The organism is uncultured Roseovarius sp. (assembly GCF_913057115.1).
Lineage (GTDB): Bacteria > Pseudomonadota > Alphaproteobacteria > Rhodobacterales > Rhodobacteraceae > Roseovarius.
On sequence record NZ_CAJXNN010000017.1, the window covers coordinates 1 to 19,708 of the forward strand.

The following is a 19,708-nucleotide window of genomic DNA, read 5'->3' on the forward strand; positions in this document are numbered from 1 at the left end:
CCGTAGCCCACAACGAATGCGTCGGGAATGGTGAAACCGATCCAATCGGCGGTCACCTCGGCCTCGCGGCGTGAAGGCTTATCCAAAAGGGCGATGGTGCGCAGTTTGGCGGGCTGCCGGTTGCGCAGGAGCGTCAGCACATGGGCCAGTGTGTGACCGGTATCCACGATGTCTTCGACGACGAGAACGTCGCGCCCTTCAATATCGCCGCGCAAATCCTTGAGGATGCGCACCTCGCGGCTGGATTCGGTGCTGTTGCCGTAAGACGAGGTTTCAATGAAGTCCACCTCAACCTCCATATCCAGCCGCCGCACCAGATCGGCGATGAAGATGAAGGAGCCGCGCAAAAGCCCGACGACCACCAGCTTTCGGGTGTCTTGAAACTCTGATTTGATCTCTTGTGCCAGTTCTTCGATCCGGGAGGCAATCTCCGCGCTGCCGATCATCTGGTCGATTACATATGGCTGTTTACTCATCCCGCCCCCTTGAATTTCGCGGGCCAGTCTATGAAAAAGCCTCGGACTGTCACGCGAAAATCAAGGCCTGCTGCATCAATGCCCTCCCATTCAGAAAGCCGCCCGCTGCCTTATACGGCGCAACAGATGTATGACCTTGTGGCCGATGTGGGCAGCTACCCCAAGTTCTTGCCTTGGACAGCCGCGGCACGGGTGCGCAGCGTGACCGAACAACCCGATGGCTCGGAGGTGATGGAGGCCGATCTGGTCATCAGCTTCAAGGTCTTTCGCGAGCGGTTCGGAAGCCGGGTTGTCCTATGGCCCGAAGATCGCAAGATCGAAACCGAATACTTGGATGGGCCCTTCAAATACATGCGCTCGAACTGGCGGTTCGAGGAGGATGGCGAAGGCTGCATCGTGCATTTCGACGTGGATTTCGAATTCAAGAACATGATCCTGCAAAAAGCGGCGGGGTTGTTCTTCTATGAGGCGATGCAGCGGATCGTGCGCGCGTTTGAAGCCCGTGCGCAGGAGCTTTACGGATGAGTTTGGCCCGACAGATCGCGGCATTCGCCGTTGAGGCCCGCCCGACCGAGGCCGCGTACGGGGTCATGGCGCAATCGCTTTATGATTGGATGGTCTGTGGCATGGCAGGTGCGTCAGAGCCCGTGGCCGCGATCATGCGCGCGCAGGCGCTTGCGGATGGTGGCAGCGCGCAGGCGGTCATGTTTGGCGGCGGCCATGTACCCGCGCGCGCGGCGGCCTTGGCGAACGGGACGATTTCGCACGCTTTGGATTATGACGATACGCATTTCGCCCATATCGGGCATTTGTCTGTGGGTATCTTGCCTGCGGCAATTGCTTGTGCGCGCAAGGATGGGGCGGGACTGTTGGATGCCGCCTGTATTGGCTTTGAAGTGGCAACGCGTGTCGGCCTCTGGGTAGGGCGTGGGCATTATCAAGCCGGGTTTCACCAGACGGCCACGGCAGGGGCATTTGGAGCGACGGCCGCCGTGGCGCGTTTGCGTGGTCTTGATGCGGAGCAGGCGGCCCATGCGCTTGGATTGGCCACCACGCGGGCGGCGGGCCTAAAATCCCAATTCGGGACCATGGGTAAACCCATGAACGCCGGGCTTGCCGCTGAATGTGGTGTGATATGCGCCGACCTTGCGGCGCGCGGATTCCTGTCGAGCCCCGAGGCGCTTGATGGACCGCAGGGCTTTGGCCCGACTCATGCCGGTGAGGCGCAGGCAATAGCATGGGATGGGTTGGGTGACATTTGGAAGATGACCGAGGTATCGCACAAGCTGCACGCCTGTTGTCATGGGCTGCACGCGATGATCGAAGCCTTGAGCGCCTTGGAAACCAGCCCGGAGCGCGTCGAGCGGGTCGAAATCACCACTCATCCAAGATGGTTGAGTGTTTGCAATCAACCCGCACCGGATACCGGGCTTGGTGCCAAGTTCTCTTATGCCCATGTGGCGGGCATGGTTCTACATGGCTGGAACACCGCTGATATAGACAGTTTCTCCGATGCCTGCGCGCAGGATGCGACGCTTGTCGCATTCCGCGACAAGGTCCGTGTTGTGGCCCATGACAGCCTTGCCGAGACCGAGGCGCGCGTGAGGCTTGACCTGACGGATGGTACGCAGCTTTCAGGTCAGCATGATCTGATGGCGGCGCAAGACACAGACCAGAAGTGGCAAGCCCTGCGTCGCAAGGGAGCGGCTTTGTTGGGCGAGCGTGAGGCGCAGTTGTGGGAAGCCGTAAATCCGGAAGGCGTGCCCGATCTGGAGGCCCTTTCAGAATTGATGCAAATGGAAAGCGTCTAGTTCAGGGCCCGTTTGAGGAGCGCCAGAGCATGATCGCGTGACAGGCGGCGGACTTCTGCCCGGCCTTGTGCTCCGAACTCCTTGGTTTCGGTAAAGGTTTTAAGGCCGTTGCGGGCAAGGCCAAAGCAAACCCGTCCCTCGGGTTTGTGATCCGAAGCGCCGGGCCCTGCGATGCCAGTGATTGAGACCGCAAGATCGGCGTGGGAGTGTGACAGCGCACCCTCGGCCATTTCCCGGGCGGTCCGTTCCGAAACTGCACCTTGTGTTTCAAGGGTATCGGGGGATACGCCCAATTGCTCTTTTTTTGCGTTGTTCGAATAAGTTACGAAGCCACGTTCAAGTACATCCGAAGATCCGGGCAAATCGGTGAGAGCCGCTGATACCATGCCTCCCGTGCAGGATTCAGCGGTGGCGATCATCACGCCCTGAGCACGGGCGAGATCAAGAATTTCTTGTATGATCAAAGCCCGAAAACTCCATGCGATAGACCTGCAAATAATAACACACCGAGGGCCGCAAAGACACCGGCGATGATATCGTCAAGCATCACGCCCAACGCGTCGCCGCGACGGTCAGCCCAGCCGACCGGGCCGGGCTTCCAGATGTCGAAGAGGCGAAAGAGGACAAAGGCCGTGATCCAACCGGGCCAAAGCGCAGTGAGGGCGGCTCCGGTATGGGCGGCGCCGATGGAGACCGGCAGGAAGGCCAGCCATTGGCCCGCAACTTCGTCGATCACGATTTCCGAAGGGTCGTGATCGGATTTACCTTTTGTTTCCAACGCTGTGGCCCACCATCCTAAAGCAAATGACAGGATCACGCCAAGGGTCAGAAGGATCGGGCCGCCCAAGGCGTGCAGCCCCCAAGCCACGGGGATAGCGGCGAGAGAACCCCAAGTGCCGGGGGCTGGACGCAGGTGACCAACATAAAAAAACGTGGCTATAGAGCGGGTTACGGTCATATCTTCACCAAGCATGCACTGGCTTGGGCGGCGATGCCTTCCTCGCGGCCGGTGAAACCGAGGCGTTCAGATGTCGTGGCCTTGACGGAGATGCGGGAGGCGTCGAGGTCCATGATCTGTGATAGGGTCTCTTGCATGGCCTGTGCATGGGGCCCGATCTTGGGGCGCTCACATATAAGAGTGATGTCTACGTTGCTGATTTCAAACCCTTTTTCGCGCGTCATCTGAACCGCATGGCGCAGGAAGATGTGACTTTCGGCGCCTTTCCATTGCGGGTCACTTGGAGGGAAGTGACGGCCAATGTCCCCCAGGGCCAGCGCGCCATATATGGCGTCGGTCAGGGCGTGCATGCCAACATCTGCATCTGAATGGCCTTGCAGGCCACGGCTGTGTGGGATCTTGACGCCGCAGAGGAAAACGTGGTCGCCAGCGCCGAAACGGTGCACGTCATAACCATTGCCAAGGCGTATATCCATTTGAGATTCCAGTATTTTTTCAGCACGGGCAAAGTCGTGCGTGTGGGTGATCTTGAGGTTGTTTTCATCGCCTTCAATGATCCGCACGGGCAAGCCTGCGGTGCGGGCCACCTCGACATCATCGGCGGCGGGCGCATCATGCGCACGATGCGCTTCCAAAATGTCCCCAAAAACAAAGGCTTGCGGGGTTTGGGCGCGAAAGAGGCCAGTACGATCTTGGGTGCCTGACACCTCACCATCCTGACCGATCCAAAGCGCATCGGTGACGGGCAGAGCGGGTGCCACGGCGCGCTGTGGACCCTTGTCCAATTCGTACAAAACGTACGAAATATACGCCGGTTTCGTACAACTTCGCGCCACATCATGGATGGCAACGTACGAGTCGTACGAAAACCCGCTGTTCGACAGGTATTCGAGCCCAAGGCGTACCGAGTCGGACCGCTCCGCGCCGCCGGTTGTCACCTCGACCCCAACGGGCGGATCGTAGCGATCGAGATCGTCGGGGTGCAGAACCACGACAATGCGGCTGACCTCGGGGGTGGCTTGGAACGCGGCCACGGTCCAGTCAATCACGCGGCGCCCGGCGAGGGGTTGCCATTGCTTTGGCTGGTCCCCTCCGGCGCGAGTGCCGCGCCCGGCGGCGACGATGATGGCGGCGCTTTGCATGTCCGAAGACATAGGCGGAGGTTACGGCAAGCGCAATGCTACAGCGGGGTGCTTAATATTTAAGCATTTGCCTATCGTGTAACACGAAATCCCCTCGCAAATATTGTTGTAAACGAGGTAAACGCGTAGAGAGAAGGCATTGCACAAGGATTAAGCACAAGATGCTGCCCATCGCAGACAGACATCTGACACCACCGGTTCTACTGGCCCCGCTGGCGGGAATCACCGATTTGCCGTTTCGTAACCTCGTGGCGCGGTTCGGTGCCGGGCTGGTGGTCAGCGAAATGGTTGCCAGTCAGGAAATGGTGCAGGCCAAGCCGGGCGTGCGCGAACGGGCCGAACTGGGCTTTGGCGTGGAAAACACGTCCGTGCAACTGGCGGGTCGTGAGGCGCATTGGATGGCAGAGGCCGCGCGTATGGTCGAGGCCAATGGCGCACGACTGATTGATATCAACATGGGCTGTCCCGCCAAGAAAGTGACCAGCAGCAGCGGGGCCGGGGCCAGCGGCTCGGCGCTGATGAAAGATCTGGATCATGCGCTGAGCCTGATCGAGGCGGTGGTGGGCGCGGTTGACGTGCCTGTCACGCTCAAGACGCGGCTGGGATGGGATGAACAGCTTATGAATGCGCCGGAGCTGGCGAAGCGCGCCGAAGCGGTGGGCATCCAGATGATCACAATTCACGGCCGCACGCGCTGTCAGTTTTATAAGGGCCATGCCGATTGGAAGGCCATTCGTTCAGTCAAGGACGCGGTGAATATACCCGTGGTGGCCAATGGCGATATCGTGGATGGCGCAACGGCGCGTCAAGCGCTGGAGCAAAGCGGAGCCGATGGTGTGATGATCGGGCGCGGCGCGCAGGGTCGGCCATGGCTTTTGGCACAGGTGGCGGCCGAGCTTTGGGGCGCGCCCGCACCGCAGGTGCCGCAGGGTGGAGAGTTCGAGGATATGGTGGCGGAGCATTACGAAGACATGCTGCGATTCTACGGCCCGGAGTTGGGCAACCGTGTCTCGCGCAAGCATCTGGGGTGGTACCTGGACGTGGCCGGGACAGGTATAGAGATGCGCAAGCGGGTCTTGACCAGCCGGGATTGCGCCGAGGTATTGCGCCTGATTCCGCAGGCCATTCGTGACGGTGAAAGGATGGCGGCATGAGTGACGAGGCGATCTGGTCATCCTTGCCGGTGCCGGCGCTTGTCTTGGACGCCATGGACCGTATCCACCGGGTGAACCCGGCGGCAGAGGGTTTCTTGATGTCATCCTCCAAGGCGCTTCATGGGCAGCCTGTTTGGGACAAGCTGGCGGTGGATGCCCCGCTTGAGGAGGCCTTTGAGCGGGCGCGGCACAACGATGCGCCGCTGTTCGTGAATGATGTGGACGTCGGGACAGGCGACCGTGCACCGTTGCATTGCAACCTGCAAATCGCGCCCTTGGCGGGGGAGGCAGGGCATATGCTGCTCTTGATCTCGCCGCGGGAATTGGCAGGGCGGGTGACGCAGGGCCAATCGGTAAAATCGGCGGCGAAATCAGCGATCGGCATGGCCGAAATGCTGGCACATGAGATCAAGAACCCGCTGGCCGGGATAACCGGCGCGGCACAGCTTTTGTCGATGAACCTTGAGCCGCAGGATTTGGAACTGACCGATTTGATTGTCAGCGAAAGCCGCCGGATCGTGGGCCTGCTGGAGCAGGTCGAGCAATTCGGCAATGTCAGCGCGCCCAAGATTCAGGCGGTGAACCTGCATGATGTTCTGGACCGTGCGCGGCGCTCGGCCATCGTGGGCGTGGCGGCCGACATGACGATCATCGAGGATTACGACCCCTCGCTGCCCTTGGCACAGGGTGACCCGGACCAATTGTTGCAGGTCATTCAGAACCTTTTGAAGAACGCGGCGCAAGCGGCGGGCGAAGGCGGCGGGGTGATCCGCCTGCACACTTATTATGAGCAAAGCCTGCGGGTGCGGCGCGATGGCGGCGGCAAGAGCCTGCCATTGCAGATCGAGGTGATCGACGATGGCCCGGGCCTGCCCGAGGAGATCGCCGGTGATATTTTCGACCCCTTTGTTTCGGGGCGTGAGAACGGCACGGGGCTGGGCTTGGCCCTCGCGGCCAAGATCATTTCCGAACATGACGGCTGGATTTCCGTCAACTCGGTGCCCGGGCGCACGGTGTTTCGGATTTCCCTGCCACGGGCAGGCAAGGAATTGGAGGAAAGCTGATGGATGGCACCGTACTGGTCGCCGACGACGACCGCACGATCCGAACGGTTTTGACGCAGGCTCTGACGCGGGCGGGCTGCAAGGTGCATGCCACCTCGTCCTTGCATACGCTGATGCGGTGGGTCGGCGAGGGCAAGGGCGATGCGGTGATCACCGATGTGATGATGCCCGATGGCAATGGCCTTGAGATGCTGCCGAAGATCGCCGCTGACAGGCCGGGGCTTCCGGTGATCGTGATCTCGGCGCAGAACACGATCATGACGGCGATTCAGGCCGAAGAGGCGGATGCCTTTGATTATCTGCCGAAACCCTTTGATTTGCCCGACCTGATGAAGCGCACCTCGCGTGCCTTGGATGCAGGCGCGCGGCAGCCTGCGCCTGCACCCGCCGACGACCGGCCCGAGGAACTGCCGCTGATTGGGCGCACGCCTGCGATGCAGGGGCTTTACCGGGTGGTGGCGCGGTTGATGAACACCGATTTGCCGGTTCTGATCACCGGTGAGTCAGGGACGGGAAAGAGCCTGATTGCGCGGGCTGTGCATGATTTTTCCGACAGGCGGACCTTGCCCTTTGTGACCGTCACGCCGTCGGACCTGTCGGACCTGGAAGGGCCGGCCAAGGTGATGGCGCGGGCCAAGGGCGGGACGATCGTTCTGGACGAAGTCGGCGATCTGGACGCCGAGGCGCAGGCGCGCGTGGTGCGAATGATGGATGCGCCGGGCGATCACGTGCCGCGCTTCATGGCGACAAGTCAGGGGCGCTTGGCCGAAAAGCTGGAAAACGAGGGGTTCCGCGAGGATCTTTATTACCGGCTGTCGGGGGCTGTGATTGCCGTGCCGAGCCTGCGGGACCGCGTGGATGACGTGCCGCTGCTGGTCGAGCATTTCCTTTTGCGGGCCGAACGCGAAGGGCAGCCGCCGCGCCGGTTGTCGGACGACGCCTTGGAATTGATGCGGGCCTATAGCTGGCCCGGTAACGTGCGGCAGCTGGAAAATGCCGTGCGGCGGATCGGGTTGACCGCGCGCAACGAAGAGGTCAACCGCACCGAGGTCGAGGCCGTCCTGGGCAACCAGCCCGCCGCGCAGCCGGTGTTGAAACAAGGATCGGGGGAGACGCTGTCGGCGTCGGTCGAGCGGCACTTGCGGCGGTATTTTGATCTGCATGGCAATGTGATGCCGCCACCGGGCCTGTACAGCCGGATCTTGCGCGAGGTGGAGCTTCCGCTGATCGAAATCGCCTTGGATGCGACCGGTGGAAACCAAGCAAAATGCGCCGACCTTCTGGGCATTAACCGCAATACCTTGCGAAAGAAAATCACCGAGTTGGATATTCACGTGACACGCCGCCGCAAGTTGATGTAAAACTGCAACATCAGTGTGGCTTTTGGGGGCTGCCGCCCCAATCATGGCCATATCTTGCGGAGGCGCCCAAGGGCGCCACAACCTGATGGGGGACATGGGTGGCAACCCGGACACGTATACCGTCCATATTGACCTGGGAGGGCCTGACTCGGGTGCGGCGCAAGCGCCGGTTCCAGACCTTTGCCACGCTGGGCCTTGTGACTCTTGGGCCGATTCTTGCCGTTGTGACCTTTCTTGTGATGGGGCCGTTGGATCAGGGCGCGTCAAGCCGGGTGCTGCGCGGTGTGATGCTTCTGGACCTGGTCTATGTCATCATCGTCGCGGCCTTGGTCCTGCAACGGGTGGCGCGGATGGTTGCGGCACGGCGCAGGCGTTCGGCCGGGTCGCGCCTGCACCTGCGACTGACCGGGGTGTTCACCATCATGGCCCTGTTGCCCACGGTTGCGGTCGCGGTGTTTGCCACGCTTTCGGTCAACATGGGTCTTGAGGCGTGGTTTTCCGACCGCGTTGGCCGCGTGGTCGACAGTTCGGTGGCCGCAGCCCAGGCCTATGAGGAAGAACATCGCCGTGATCTGATCACCGACGCCCGGGCGCTGGCCTCAGTCATCAACGCCACCAAGCGGGCGGCGGTATTCATTGACGATGGCGACATCCGGCAAGTCCTGTCGCGTGGACAACGCGAAATTCAACGCGGGTTGCGCGAGGCATTCGTGATTGATGGAACCGGGGATTTGCGGTCGCGCGGCGAACGCTCCTACCTGTTCGACTATGAAAAACCGACCCCCGAGCAGATCGCCGAAGCACAAGAAGAGGGCGTGCTTGTCATTCAAGATTGGGACAACAACGAGTTTCGGGCCTTGATGCCGCTGCGGGAGCTTCCTGACCGCTATCTTTATGTCAGCCGCAATGTGGATGGCGATATCCTGAACCTTTTGGATGAAACGCAGGAAACGGCCGATTTCTACAAGCAGCGCGAAAGCGAGCGTGGTCGTGTCCTTTTCGAATTCGGCCTGCTCTACATCGGCTTTGCCCTGATCCTGATACTGGCCTCGATCTGGTTGGGGCTGTGGTTCGCGGAACGTCTGTCGCGGCCTGTGGGGCGGCTGACCAGTGCCGCGCGACGCGTGGGCGAAGGCGATCTGGACGTGCGCGTGCGCGAAGAGGAGGGCGATGACGAGATCGCCATGCTGTCCACCTACTTCAACCAGATGACCCACCAACTGAAAGGGCAGCGCGAGGCCCTTTTGGCCAATACCCGGCAAATCGAGCGCCGCCGGCGGCTGTTCGATTCCGTGCTTGGGTCGGTCTCATCCGGAGTTGTCGGCTTGGATGCGAAGGGGCGCGTGACCTTCGTCAATCGCTCTGCCGAGCGGCTATTGGATTGGCAGGATGATCAGCAATCGCTGGATATAAGCGTCGCGGTGCCCGAATTCGGAGCCTTGTTCCAGAGATTGCGTGTCTCGCCGGGGGGCTTTGTCCAAGAAGAAATTCGCGTGGCGCGGGCAGGACGGGTCGAGAACCTTCTGGTCCGGATGTCGACGCGGCACAGCGAGGAAGGCCGCCGCGAGGGCTATGTTGTGGCCTTTGACGATGTGACCGACCTGGTCACGGCGCAGCGCATGGCGGCCTGGGGCGATGTGGCGCGGCGCATCGCGCATGAGATCAAGAATCCGCTTACGCCGATTCAGTTGTCAGCCGAGCGCATCAAGCGCAAGTTCTCGCGCCAACTGGAGGCGGATCAGGCGCAATCGCTTGAGGAATTGACCGATGTCGTGGTGCGTCAGACCAACGACCTGCGGCGCATCGTCGATGAGTTCTCCAAGTTCGCGCGTATGCCCGAGCCGGAGACCAAGGAAGAAGACCTTGGCCAGATCCTGCGCGAAGCTGTCCTTCTTCAGGAGGCGGGCCAGCCCGAGGTGCGTTTCAACACCACGCTGACCAATGACGCGATGCCGGCGGATGTGGACGCCACGATGATCAGTCAGGCCCTGACCAACCTGATCAAGAACGCGGGCGAGGCGATCGAAAGCCTTCAGGAGGCCGGGGCGCCCGAAGGCCACAGCCCCGAGATCAGGATCGAGAGCCAGATCGACGGCGATAGCGCCATTATTCGGATTTGCGATAATGGCATTGGCCTGCCCGAGGACCGCACAAGGCTTTTCGAGCCATATGTGACGACACGTGAGAAGGGTACCGGCCTTGGCCTGCCCATCGTGAAGAAGATCATCGAAGAACACGGTGGGTCATTGGAATTGGACGATTCACCCGGTTTTGGAGAAGACGGGCATCGCGGGGCGATGGCCGTGGTGCGTCTGCCCTTGAAGGTGACAGGCGAGAGTACGAGTGACATGGAGCAACAGGCGGTATGAGGATAAAATGAGTGATATTCTGATTGTCGATGACGAACGGGACATTCGGGAACTGATTGCGGATATCCTTGAAGATGAAGGGTTTGGCACGCGGCTCGCGGGAAACTCGGACGAGTGCATGGCGCAATTCGCGGAGTCCCCGCCTGCGCTGTTGATCCTCGATATCTGGCTGAAAGACAGCCAGATGGACGGGATCGACATCCTGAAAACCGTCAAGCGCGATTACCCTGACGTGCCGGTGGTGATCATCTCCGGCCATGGCAATATCGAGATCGCCGTGGCGGCGATAAAGCAGGGGGCCTACGATTTCATCGAAAAGCCGTTCAATATCGACCAACTTCTGGTGGTCATCCGGCGCGGCATGGAAACCAGCCGGTTGCGGCGCGAGAACCAGCAACTCAAGCGGCGTGAAACCGGGCCGATGGAGATGCTGGGCGATAGCCCCGCGTTCCGGACCCTTGTCGGCCAATTGGACAAGGTCACCAAATCCAACGGTCGGGTGATGCTGAGCGGGCCGGCGGGATGCGGCAAGGAATTGGCCGCGCGGTACATCCATGCCAACTCGAACCGGGCCGAGGCACCATTTGTCACGGTAAGCTGTGCGGCGGTGGAGCCGGACCGGATGGAAGAGGTCCTGTTCGGTCGCGAGGGCGAAGACGGTGTGCAGCCGGGCCTTTTGGAAGAGGCCAATGGCGGGGTTCTCTATTTCGACGAGGTGGCGGATATGCCGCTTGGCACCCAGTCGAAAATCCTGCGGGTGCTGGTGGATCAGACCTTCTTGCGCGTGGGCGGCAGTGGCAAGGTGCAGGTGGATTTGCGCGTGATCTCTTCGACCTCGCGAGATCTGGAGGGTGAGATCGCCGCCGACAAGTTCCGGCGTGAGTTGTATCACCGCCTCAACGTGGTGCCGATCGACGTGCCGGGTCTGGAAGAGAGGCGTGAGGATATTCCGGCCTTGGCGGCGCATTTCATAGAAGGGCTGAACCGGACGCAGGGCCTGCCGCTGCGCGAGTTGAGCGATGAAGCGGCGGCGCTTTTGCAAACCATGCGCTGGCCGGGAAATGTGCGCCAACTGCGCAACGTGATTGAACGCGTGTTGATCCTTGGCGACAGCAGCGGTGAGATCGAAGCGCGCGAACTGCCGGGCGAAACCCAGGGTGCCACGGCCGAGGAGGGCCGCGTGGTACTGTCGGGGACGGTGGCCACCATGCCCCTGCGCGAGGCGCGCGAGGCCTTTGAGCGCGAATACCTGATGACCCAGATCAACCGCTTTGGGGGCAATATCAGCCGCACGGCGGAATTCGTCGGCATGGAGCGCAGCGCGTTGCACCGCAAGCTGAAGTCCTTGGGTGTTGTCACCGGGGCCAAGGCGGGGACGAAGACCAACGCCGAGGATGAAGAAACCGCGGCGGGGTGATCAACTTGCCAGTTTTGCCTGCGCCGCGAAGGGGCTGAGGCCAAGCCAGGACTGCATATTGTCGACCAGCACCCTGTCCCCGACCAACACGAGGGCATCGCTGTCGACGGCACTGGCGACACTTCTCAGGCCCATCCAGATTTCCGTCATCGTGCGCAGATCGACGGTGGCATAGAGGTCCACGTCGAACCCCGGGTCGATGTGGCACAGGTCGACCGTGCGGTCCGGTTCCACGATCAGCCACCACCTGCGTTGGGAACTGGGCAACTCGGGATAGATGAATTCGATCACCCTGCGCTGACGTGGCACGGGGTCGGTGTTCAGGTTGCGCCGCATGTCCCACATCAAGAGCTCGGGGTCGAGGTTTTCCAGCGAAGGCTCGGTTTCGACCCATTTTTGCCCCCACATGCCGATGGATTCCACCACGGGCTGTAGATCGCGCCCTGCCTTTGTCAGGCGGTAGGCGTCGATTTCGGGCGGGCCCGGGATGCGGTTGCGTTCGACGATGCCGGCGGTTTCCAATTCACTCAAGCGTTTGGAAAGCAAGGCGGGCGACATGCGCGGCACACCTCGGCGCAACTCGTTGAACCGTGTCGATCCGGCGATCAACTCGCGCAGAAGAACGATTGTCCATCGGGTGCACAGAACCTCGGCCGCCATGGCGACGGGGCAGAACTGTTTGTAGCTGGCGTTTGTCATGCTGGCCTCCTTTCTTAAAGGCAGGCCCAGTGTGCCACGCCCGGCCCGCATGCGGCCAGTTCAGATACTGTATCACCTTGGTTCACTTCGTGAACTGGCCCGACCGCTGCGCCATCTGTCAGCCTGTTCAGGCATCGGATGAAACCGGTGTTCAACGCAACCGATTGCAAAGAAAGGATAAATCAATGCCTCTTGTTGATATTCAACTCATCGAGGGTGTCTTTGACGACAGCCAGAAACAGAAAATGATCCACGACGTGACCGAGGCCATGATCGGCGTCGAGGGCGAGGCCATGCGCAGCGTGACATGGGTTAGGGTCCAGGAGGTTGCCAGTGGTGAGTGGGCGATTGGCGGCAAACCCCTGAGCGCTGCCGATGTCAGGGCGGTGCAAGCCGAACCCGCGTGACTGCACCGACGTCAAAACACCCAGAAAACTGAAAGGAGCGCGCGATGGCGCAATCACTTGCAAAAGACCTGTGCACGGTATCCTTGTTTGAACGGCTTGGCGGGGCGGCGGGAATTCGGCAGATCGTCGATGGTGCCGTTGCGGCGCATATGCGCAACCCAGTCATCAAGGACCGCTTTACGCCCTACGAGGACCAGCCGGACCGCGTTGAAGAGATCAAGCAGCACACCTGCGATTTCTTCGCCGCAGGCAGCGGAGGGCCTGACAGGTACCAAGGCCGCAGCATGGCCGACGCTCATCGCGACATGGATATCGACCCGGCGGAATACGAGGCCGCCTGTGACGATATCCTGACGACGATGCAGGCGCTCAACTACCGACGGGATGTCCGCGACGAGGTGCAAGGGATTTTACAGTCCTTGCAGGCCGAGATCATCCACAAGTAGCCCGGCAAGACAAAGGGAGGGCAGCCCTGTGACACCGCACGATTATTCGAGGCCATGATGCCTATGTTGAGGGCGTGGAACGGATTGAACTTATCCTGTTCGAAGCCCCCGCCGGGCCTCACTGACACGGCCTGACCAAACAGGTTGCGCGGGCATGTCCGGGGCCGCCTGCTACCCGGCTCCCGGTGTCACGATCTTCCAGCGGCCCGATTTCAGGCGGATGGCGCATGAGCTTTCGGTGAGCGGCGGGAAGGTTCGTGTCGCACTCAAGGGGCGGGCGGCGGCGACTTGTGCGGAGTCGCATTGCTTGATGCTGACTTTCTCGAAGCCCGCCCCGGCCATGCAAAGCCTCTCGGTTTTGAAGCGCAGGTTTTCGTTGGCATCGTAGCTTTCGTAGCGACCGGGGGTGATGATGCGCTGAAAGGTATAGCAATGGCCATTGGCATCGCAGCGGGTGTAAGGTGCTGTTGTCGGCGGAATATACCGCGTCAGGATACGCGGCGGCACCTTGCGCAGGGCCGTGATCTTGCAGTCGTTGAGGGTCTGCTCCATCGCGGCGACCGAGGCCCCTTGCTTGTAATAGACCGTCAATGGCGCACAGGCAGCCAAAAGCACGAACATGGCCCCGAGAAGGGCAGGGAGACCGTAGCGTTTCAGTGTCATAGCCTCAGTCTACAGGCATGCGGGCCAAGGACAAAGCAATTGACCAACCATAACCAACCTGTCATGCAACATTTTCGAGACAAGATGAGGCGCAAGACCCATGAAAGTCATCATCTGCGGGGCCGGTCAGGTTGGCTGGCAGATCGCCCGCCACCTGTCGGGCGAAAAGAACGATGTCACGGTGGTGGACAACAACCCCGATCTGGTGCGGCGGGCCACCGATACGCTGGACGTGCAGGGCTTGGCCGGCTTTGCCAGCTATCCCGACATTCTGGACCGGGCGGGTGCGCGCGATGCCGATATGATCATCGCCGCCACCTATTCCGACGAGGTGAACATGGTCACCTGTCAGGTGGCGCATTCGGTCTTTGCCATTCCGCGCAAGATCGCGCGGTTGCGCAGCCAATCCTATTTGGATGCGATTTATTCCGACCTTTACCGGCGCGATCACATGCCGATCGACGTGGTGATCAGCCCCGAGCGCGAGGTGGCCGAGGCCGCATTGCAGCGTTTGGCGGCACCTGCGGCTTTCGATACCGAGCAATTCCTTGGCGGACGAGCGCAGCTTATGGGCCTGCGGCTGGACGAGGAATGCCCGGTGGTCAACACGCCGCTGCGGCAGTTGAGCGATCTGTTTTCCACCCTTCGCGTGGTGGTCTTGGCCATCCGGCGCGAGGGGCACTTGTTCGCACCCGAGGCCGGCGACCAGTTGTTCGTCGGCGACGAAGCCTATGTTTTCGCCCCGCGCGACGATATTCCCCGCACGCTGGAGGTGTTTGGCAAGCGGCAGGACAAACAGGAACGTCTGGTCATTGTCGGCGGCGGCAATATCGGGTTGGCTGTGGCGCAGTCCTTGGAAGAGCATCGCACCGGCACCCGCACCAAGATTATCGAACGCGACCGCCGCTGCGCCGAGCGGGCCGCGGATGCCTTGGAACGAACCATCGTTCTGAATGGTGATGGCCTTGAGACCAGCCTGTTGAAAGAGGCGGGAATCGCACGTGCCGACGCGGTGCTTTGCGTGACAGACGACGACAAGACCAACATGCTGACCGCCGTGCGAGCCAAGGCGGCGGGGTGCCCCTATGCGATCGCCCTGATCAACGATCCGACATTGTCCGCGCTGATGGAGCCACTGGGGATCGACGCCTTCATCAATCCGCGCGCCACGACCGTGAGTTCGATCCTGCGCCATATCCGCCATGGTCGTGTGAAATCGGTCTATTCCATCGGTGACGCCGAGGCCGAGGTGATCGAGGCCGAGATCATGTCGACCTCCTCCATCGCGGGCAAGGCGATCCGTGATATCGACTTTCCGGAAGGGGTTTTGGTCGGGGCCGTGCGCAAGGGCGAGGAGATCCGCAAACCCTCTGGCGGCCTCAAGATCGAGGCGGGCGATGTGGTGGTGCTTTTTGCCTTGGCGGCGGATGTGGGCCGGGTGGAGCAATTGCTTCAGGTCTCGATTGATTTCTTCTGAGCCATGATTGCCCGGCTGCTCACCTTCCCTTTGATTTTGGTGCTCTGGGGCTTTTCCGCCTTGGCGATGCTTCTGCCGGCCCTGCACGCCCTGATGCTGGACGATCACAGCGTGGCACAGGCGTTTTTCTATTCCAGCGCGCTTGGCCTGACATTCGTGGTGATTATCGGCTTGGCGATGTCCGGGCGGCAAACCGGAGAGGCCACGGATATTCAACACCTTGGCGCGCTTTTCCTCGCCTATACCGCGCTGCCGCTCTATCTGGCCGTGCCGTTTTACGAAGGGTTGGAAACCACCCGCTTTCTCAACGCCTTTTTCGAAATGGTGTCATGCCTCACCACGACCGGGGCCACCTTGTTTGACAATCCGGGCCGCGTGCCGGAGCCCTTGCACCTGTGGCGCGGGCTTGTCGGCTGGTTCGGCGGCTTGATGATCTGGGTGGCGGCCTCGGCCATTCTGGCACCTTTGAACCTTGGCGGCTTCGAGGTGACGGCAAGCGCCGAACCCGGACAGGACGCGGCAGGGTTTCAAAGGTTCGAACGCGCGACGGCCACGAAACGGTTGCACCAGATGACCGGAGCACTGGCACCGGTGTATCTTGGCCTGACGGCGGTCTTGTGCCTGTTGCTCATGGTCAATGGCGAGCGCGCCTTCGTGGCGCTGATCCATGCCATGTCGACCATGGCAACCAGCGGCATTTCCCCCATCGGTGGCATTCATAACGGGGCGGCGGGCTATGGTGGTGAGGTGGTGCTGTTCCTGTTTATGCTGTTCGCGCTGTCCCGGCTGACTTTTTCGGCCGACACCTTGACCACCGGGCGACAAAGCCTGCTTGAAGATCCTGAATTCCGGCTGGGGCTGCTTTTGGTGCTTGGCGTGCCGCTCCTGCTGTTTTCCCGGCACTTCATTGGTGCATTCGACGTGGACGAAATGGAAAACCTGTCGCAAGCGGTCGGGGCGCTTTGGGGGGGGATGTTCACGGTCCTGTCGTTTTTGTCGACGACCGGCTTCGAAAGCCAGGCATGGGAAGCGGCGCGCGGGTGGTCCGGCCTTGGAACCCCCGGTTTGATCCTTTTGGGGCTGGCGCTTGTGGGAGGCGGCGTTGCGACCACGGCGGGCGGGGTAAAGTTGCTTCGGGTCTATGCGCTGTACCTGAACGGGCGGCGCGAGATGGAGCGGTTGGTTCATCCCTCGTCGGTTGGGCGCGCGACGGCGGGCAGTCGACGCTTGCGACGGCAGGGCGCCTTCATCGCATGGATATTCTTCATGCTGTTCGCACTCTCGCTGGCCTTGGTCACGGTTCTGATGGCTGCGCTTGGACAGAGCTTTCAGAACTCCATCATTTTGGCCATATCGGCGCTCAGTACCACCGGCCCATTGACGCAATCGGCCGCCGAGGTTCCGATTGACTTGCTCTCGATGAGCGCGCCTGCCAAACTCGTGCTGTGCGCGGCCATGGTTCTGGGGCGACTGGAAACGCTTGCCATTATCGCGCTTGCCAATCCGGGCCTTTGGCGCGATTGAAGCGGCCTGCAAGCGGCACCCTGCAAGGATTTGATTTTTGGGGTGGAAATGCACGCGTGACCGCTCCATACTCTGCCAGAGGGAGAGACCGTGCCGATCCGCGGCCAACGCAAGAACAAAGGTTTTCAATACCATGGCATCAGACCGACAGAATCTTCAGGACGCATTTCTCAATCAGGTCCGTAAAACAAAAATTCCGGTGACAATCTTCCTTATCAACGGTGTGAAGCTGCAAGGTGTCATCACTTGGTTCGATAATTTCTGCATCCTCCTGCGTCGCGACGGGCAATCACAACTTGTTTACAAGCATGCCGTGTCCACCATCATGCCGTCGCAGCCCCTGAGCCTTTACGAAGGCGACGAGCAAGGGTGACATCCCCGACGACGACGGAACGCGAAGACACCCGGGCCTGGGTGTTGCACCCAGACATTCGCGGCCACGAGGCCGCGCGTGACGCCGAGCTTGCCTTGGAAGAGGCGATCTCGCTTGCCCATGCGCTGCCCGGACTTGACGTTGTCGGCAGTGAAGTCGTGCGCCTGCCCCGACCGCACCCCGGGATGCTGTTCGGCAAAGGCAAGCTGGAGGAGCTGAAAGAGCGGTTGGCGGCGCATGACGTGGGCCTTGTACTGGTCGATGGGCCGGTCAGCCCCGTGCAACAGCGTAATCTGGAAAAGGCCTTGGGCGTCAAACTCCTTGACCGCACCGGGCTGATCCTTGAAATCTTCAGCGAACGCGCCGCGACCCGTGAGGGTGTTCTTCAGGTCGAGATGGCGGCGCTTTCCTATCAGCGCACGCGGCTGGTGCGGGCCTGGACCCACCTTGAACGTCAGCGGGGCGGGCTGGGATTCGTTGGCGGACCTGGGGAAACCCAGATCGAGGCTGACCGCCGCGCCATTGACGAACAGTTGGTGCGCTTGCGCCGTCAACTCGACAAGGTGGTGAAAACCCGCGAATTGCACCGCGCCTCGCGGGCTAAGGTGCCTTTTCCGATTGTCGCCTTGGTCGGCTATACCAATGCGGGCAAATCGACACTGTTCAACCGGATGACCGGGGCCAAGGTCATGGCCAAGGACATGCTTTTCGCCACGCTGGACCCCACGATGCGGCGCATCGAACTGCCCGGCGGCGGGCCCGAGGTGATCCTGTCGGACACGGTGGGCTTTATTTCCGATTTGCCCACTGAACTGGTCGCCGCCTTCCGCGCCACGCTTGAGGAGGTGCTGGCCGCCGATCTGATCGTGCATGTGCGCGATATCTCGCACCCCGAAACCGAGGAACAGGCCGAGGATGTGCGCGCCATCATGGACAGCCTTGGAGTGTCCGAGGACACGCCGCAAATCGAGGTCTGGAACAAGATCGACCGGCTGGATAAGGCTGACCGTGACGCAGTGGTGACCCGCGCCGCGCGCCTGGATCACGTGCAGGCGCTTTCGGCTTGGACCGGCGAAGGCATGGACTCGCTGATCGAGGCGATCACCGAAGGCATCACCGAGGCCACACATGAAACGCACCTTTCGCTTGGCTTCGACGAGGGACGCAAGCGCGCATGGTTGTTCGAAAAAGGCGTCGTCGAGGATGAACGCCAGACCGAAACGGGATTCGACCTGACCGTGCGCTGGAGCGCCAAGCAACAGGCGCAGTTCGAACAGCTTTAGGCCGGGATTCTAATGCGGTGTGGTGTTCGAGAACAGTTGAATTATCACGATTCCGCCCAGAATCATCCCAGTGCCGATGATTGCCGGCATGTCCAGTTTCTGACCGAACATCGCGAAACCGATAATCGCGATAAAGACGATCCCCAAACCGGACCAGACCGCATAGGCGACCCCAACGGGAATATACTTGAGCGTCAGCCCGAGAAGATAAAGTGCGACGGCATAGCCGACGACGGCCAAAAGGGTCGGCCCCAGCCGCGTGAACTGTTGGCTGGCCTGTAGCGCCGAGGTGCCCACGGTTTCAGCGGCAATTGCGAAGATCAGCAGAAGATACACATTGGTCATGGGCTTGGTCCTTTCGCGTTTCAACGCCTTGCTACGCGCTTCGTTCTACCGGGGCAATGCGCAAGAAACGGGTCGCTTGAAGGGGGGCGCTCGGGTTGCATGACGGCAAGGAGATGCCGCCATGTCCCAAACCCTGATCGCGCTTGTTCTGTTCCTTTTCCCCTTGGCCTATAGCCCCGGGCCGGGGAACCTGTTTTTCGCGGCCAATGGCGCGCGTTTCGGCTTTCGCTCAACACTCAGGGCGACTGCGGGGTATCATTTGGCCACCTGGGCCGTGACAGCCTTGATCGGGTTTGGCCTTCTGGGCGCGCTTGAACTCGTGCCGGGGGCGTTTCGCGCCTTGCAACTGGCGGGGGCGGGTTATGTCTTGTGGATCGCTTGGAGGATGCTGCGGGCCGGCGTACTGGAACAAGGGGGCAAGGCGCGCCCGGCCTCATTCATGGATGGGGTCATCCTGCTTTTGCTCAACCCCAAGGCTTATGTGATCATCACGCTGATGTTCACACAGTTTCTGACCCCCAGCGCGGTCAACCATGTGGTTCTGGTGCTGTTGATCACCACGATTTTCACCCTCAACAACCTGATTGCCTTTAGCCTTTGGACCTTGGCAGGTGACAGGCTGGCGGCCCTTTTCGCCCAAGACAGCAGCGCGCGGCGGCTGAACCTGCTTTTCGGCGGGATGCTGGCGGCGGTGGCCGTCTGGATGGCTTTGGCCTAGGCTAATGGCAAACGCGGGAGA

The 19,708-nt window shown here is 61.0% G+C and carries 21 protein-coding genes; 14 read left to right on the forward strand and 7 right to left on the reverse strand.

Annotated elements, in window-relative coordinates; genetic code table 11:
• The coding region (gene hpt, locus QZ498_RS08855; RefSeq protein WP_294621523.1) for a hypoxanthine phosphoribosyltransferase at positions 1 to 476 on the reverse strand (476 nt) is incomplete at its 3' end.
• A gap of 78 nt (positions 477 to 554) precedes the next feature.
• Between hpt and QZ498_RS08860 the strand changes: the two genes are divergently transcribed.
• Both QZ498_RS08860 and QZ498_RS08865 read left to right on the forward strand, forming a co-directional pair.
• Positions 555 to 1,001: a type II toxin-antitoxin system RatA family toxin gene (locus tag QZ498_RS08860; protein WP_294621524.1), complete on the forward strand. Its 447-nt coding sequence runs from the start codon at positions 555 to 557 to the stop codon at positions 999 to 1,001.
• Positions 998 to 2,287, forward strand: a complete 1,290-nt coding sequence (locus QZ498_RS08865; RefSeq protein WP_294621525.1) for an MmgE/PrpD family protein — start codon at positions 998 to 1,000, stop codon at positions 2,285 to 2,287. Before QZ498_RS08860 ends, QZ498_RS08865 begins: the two co-directional genes overlap by 4 nt.
• On the opposite strand, the gene QZ498_RS08870 is transcribed toward QZ498_RS08865, so the two are convergent.
• Genes QZ498_RS08870 through QZ498_RS08880 form a run of 3 tightly spaced genes read right to left on the reverse strand, consistent with a single transcriptional unit; the run spans position 2,284 to position 4,387 of the window.
• Complete coding sequence (locus tag QZ498_RS08870) at positions 2,284 to 2,751, reverse strand: CinA family protein (protein WP_294621526.1); 468 nt, start codon at positions 2,749 to 2,751, stop codon at positions 2,284 to 2,286. The genes QZ498_RS08865 and QZ498_RS08870 overlap by 4 nt on opposite strands.
• Positions 2,748 to 3,245, reverse strand: coding sequence for a phosphatidylglycerophosphatase A (locus tag QZ498_RS08875; RefSeq protein ID WP_294621527.1), 498 nt, complete (start codon positions 3,243 to 3,245; stop codon positions 2,748 to 2,750). The genes QZ498_RS08870 and QZ498_RS08875 overlap by 4 nt, the downstream gene beginning before the upstream one ends.
• Positions 3,242 to 4,387 carry a bifunctional 2-C-methyl-D-erythritol 4-phosphate cytidylyltransferase/2-C-methyl-D-erythritol 2,4-cyclodiphosphate synthase gene (locus QZ498_RS08880; protein ID WP_294621528.1) on the reverse strand — a complete coding sequence of 382 codons (1,146 nt, stop codon included), beginning with the start codon at positions 4,385 to 4,387 and terminating at the stop codon, positions 3,242 to 3,244. Before QZ498_RS08880 ends, QZ498_RS08875 begins: the two co-directional genes overlap by 4 nt.
• 161 nt (positions 4,388 to 4,548) lie before the next feature.
• Between QZ498_RS08880 and dusB the strand changes: the two genes are divergently transcribed.
• The 5 genes from dusB to QZ498_RS08905 all read left to right on the forward strand — a co-directional run bounded on the left by dusB (position 4,549) and on the right by QZ498_RS08905 (position 11,752).
• A complete protein-coding gene (gene dusB, locus QZ498_RS08885; RefSeq protein WP_294621529.1) occupies positions 4,549 to 5,541 on the forward strand; it encodes a tRNA dihydrouridine synthase DusB in 993 nt (330 codons plus the stop codon).
• Positions 5,538 to 6,605 carry an ATP-binding protein gene (locus QZ498_RS08890; protein WP_294621530.1) on the forward strand — a complete coding sequence of 356 codons (1,068 nt, stop codon included), beginning with the start codon at positions 5,538 to 5,540 and terminating at the stop codon, positions 6,603 to 6,605. Before dusB ends, QZ498_RS08890 begins: the two co-directional genes overlap by 4 nt.
• Positions 6,605 to 7,966 carry a response regulator gene (locus QZ498_RS08895; protein ID WP_294621531.1) on the forward strand — a complete coding sequence of 454 codons (1,362 nt, stop codon included), beginning with the start codon at positions 6,605 to 6,607 and terminating at the stop codon, positions 7,964 to 7,966. Before QZ498_RS08890 ends, QZ498_RS08895 begins: the two co-directional genes overlap by 1 nt.
• 98 nt (positions 7,967 to 8,064) lie before the next feature.
• Positions 8,065 to 10,335, forward strand: coding sequence for a PAS domain-containing sensor histidine kinase (locus tag QZ498_RS08900; RefSeq protein ID WP_294621532.1), 2,271 nt, complete (start codon positions 8,065 to 8,067; stop codon positions 10,333 to 10,335).
• A 7-nt stretch (positions 10,336 to 10,342) separates the two neighbouring features.
• Complete coding sequence (locus QZ498_RS08905) at positions 10,343 to 11,752, forward strand: sigma-54 dependent transcriptional regulator (RefSeq protein ID WP_294621534.1); 1,410 nt, start codon at positions 10,343 to 10,345, stop codon at positions 11,750 to 11,752.
• Here QZ498_RS08905 and QZ498_RS08910 read toward each other — a convergent pair whose 3' ends face one another.
• Positions 11,753 to 12,451 carry a helix-turn-helix domain-containing protein gene (locus tag QZ498_RS08910; RefSeq protein WP_294621535.1) on the reverse strand — a complete coding sequence of 233 codons (699 nt, stop codon included), beginning with the start codon at positions 12,449 to 12,451 and terminating at the stop codon, positions 11,753 to 11,755.
• A gap of 185 nt (positions 12,452 to 12,636) precedes the next feature.
• Here QZ498_RS08910 and QZ498_RS08915 point away from each other — a divergent pair, with 185 nt between their 5' ends.
• Together QZ498_RS08915 and QZ498_RS08920 are read left to right on the forward strand one after the other, a co-directional pair.
• On the forward strand, positions 12,637 to 12,858 hold the full coding sequence (locus tag QZ498_RS08915) for a tautomerase family protein (RefSeq protein WP_294621536.1): 222 nt from the start codon (positions 12,637 to 12,639) through the stop codon (positions 12,856 to 12,858).
• Positions 12,859 to 12,902: 44 nt separating this feature from the next.
• Positions 12,903 to 13,304, forward strand: a complete 402-nt coding sequence (locus QZ498_RS08920) for a group 1 truncated hemoglobin (RefSeq protein ID WP_294621537.1) — start codon at positions 12,903 to 12,905, stop codon at positions 13,302 to 13,304.
• Between the two features lie 171 nt (positions 13,305 to 13,475).
• On the opposite strand, the gene QZ498_RS08925 is transcribed toward QZ498_RS08920, so the two are convergent.
• Entirely contained in the window at positions 13,476 to 13,967 is a 492-nt protein-coding gene (locus tag QZ498_RS08925; protein ID WP_294621538.1) for a hypothetical protein, read from the reverse strand.
• Between the two features lie 100 nt (positions 13,968 to 14,067).
• Between QZ498_RS08925 and trkA the strand changes: the two genes are divergently transcribed.
• The 4 genes from trkA to hflX all read left to right on the forward strand — a co-directional run bounded on the left by trkA (position 14,068) and on the right by hflX (position 18,624).
• Complete coding sequence (trkA, locus tag QZ498_RS08930) at positions 14,068 to 15,444, forward strand: Trk system potassium transporter TrkA (RefSeq protein ID WP_294621539.1); 1,377 nt, start codon at positions 14,068 to 14,070, stop codon at positions 15,442 to 15,444.
• Positions 15,445 to 15,447: 3 nt separating this feature from the next.
• Complete coding sequence (locus QZ498_RS08935) at positions 15,448 to 16,968, forward strand: TrkH family potassium uptake protein (RefSeq protein ID WP_294621541.1); 1,521 nt, start codon at positions 15,448 to 15,450, stop codon at positions 16,966 to 16,968.
• 133 nt (positions 16,969 to 17,101) lie between these two features.
• Positions 17,102 to 17,341, forward strand: a complete 240-nt coding sequence (gene hfq / locus QZ498_RS08940; RefSeq protein WP_294621542.1) for an RNA chaperone Hfq — start codon at positions 17,102 to 17,104, stop codon at positions 17,339 to 17,341.
• Positions 17,338 to 18,624, forward strand: a complete 1,287-nt coding sequence (gene hflX / locus QZ498_RS08945) for a GTPase HflX (RefSeq protein WP_294621544.1) — start codon at positions 17,338 to 17,340, stop codon at positions 18,622 to 18,624. Before hfq ends, hflX begins: the two co-directional genes overlap by 4 nt.
• A 9-nt stretch (positions 18,625 to 18,633) precedes the next feature.
• Here hflX and QZ498_RS08950 read toward each other — a convergent pair whose 3' ends face one another.
• Positions 18,634 to 18,969 (reverse strand): SMR family transporter, encoded by a 336-nt coding sequence (locus tag QZ498_RS08950; RefSeq protein WP_294621546.1) that lies wholly within the window; start codon positions 18,967 to 18,969, stop codon positions 18,634 to 18,636.
• Between the two features lie 121 nt (positions 18,970 to 19,090).
• On the opposite strand from QZ498_RS08950, the gene QZ498_RS08955 reads away from it, so the two are divergent.
• A complete protein-coding gene (locus QZ498_RS08955) occupies positions 19,091 to 19,687 on the forward strand; it encodes a LysE family translocator (RefSeq protein ID WP_294621547.1) in 597 nt (198 codons plus the stop codon).
• The last annotated feature ends 21 nt before the right edge of the window (positions 19,688 to 19,708 follow it).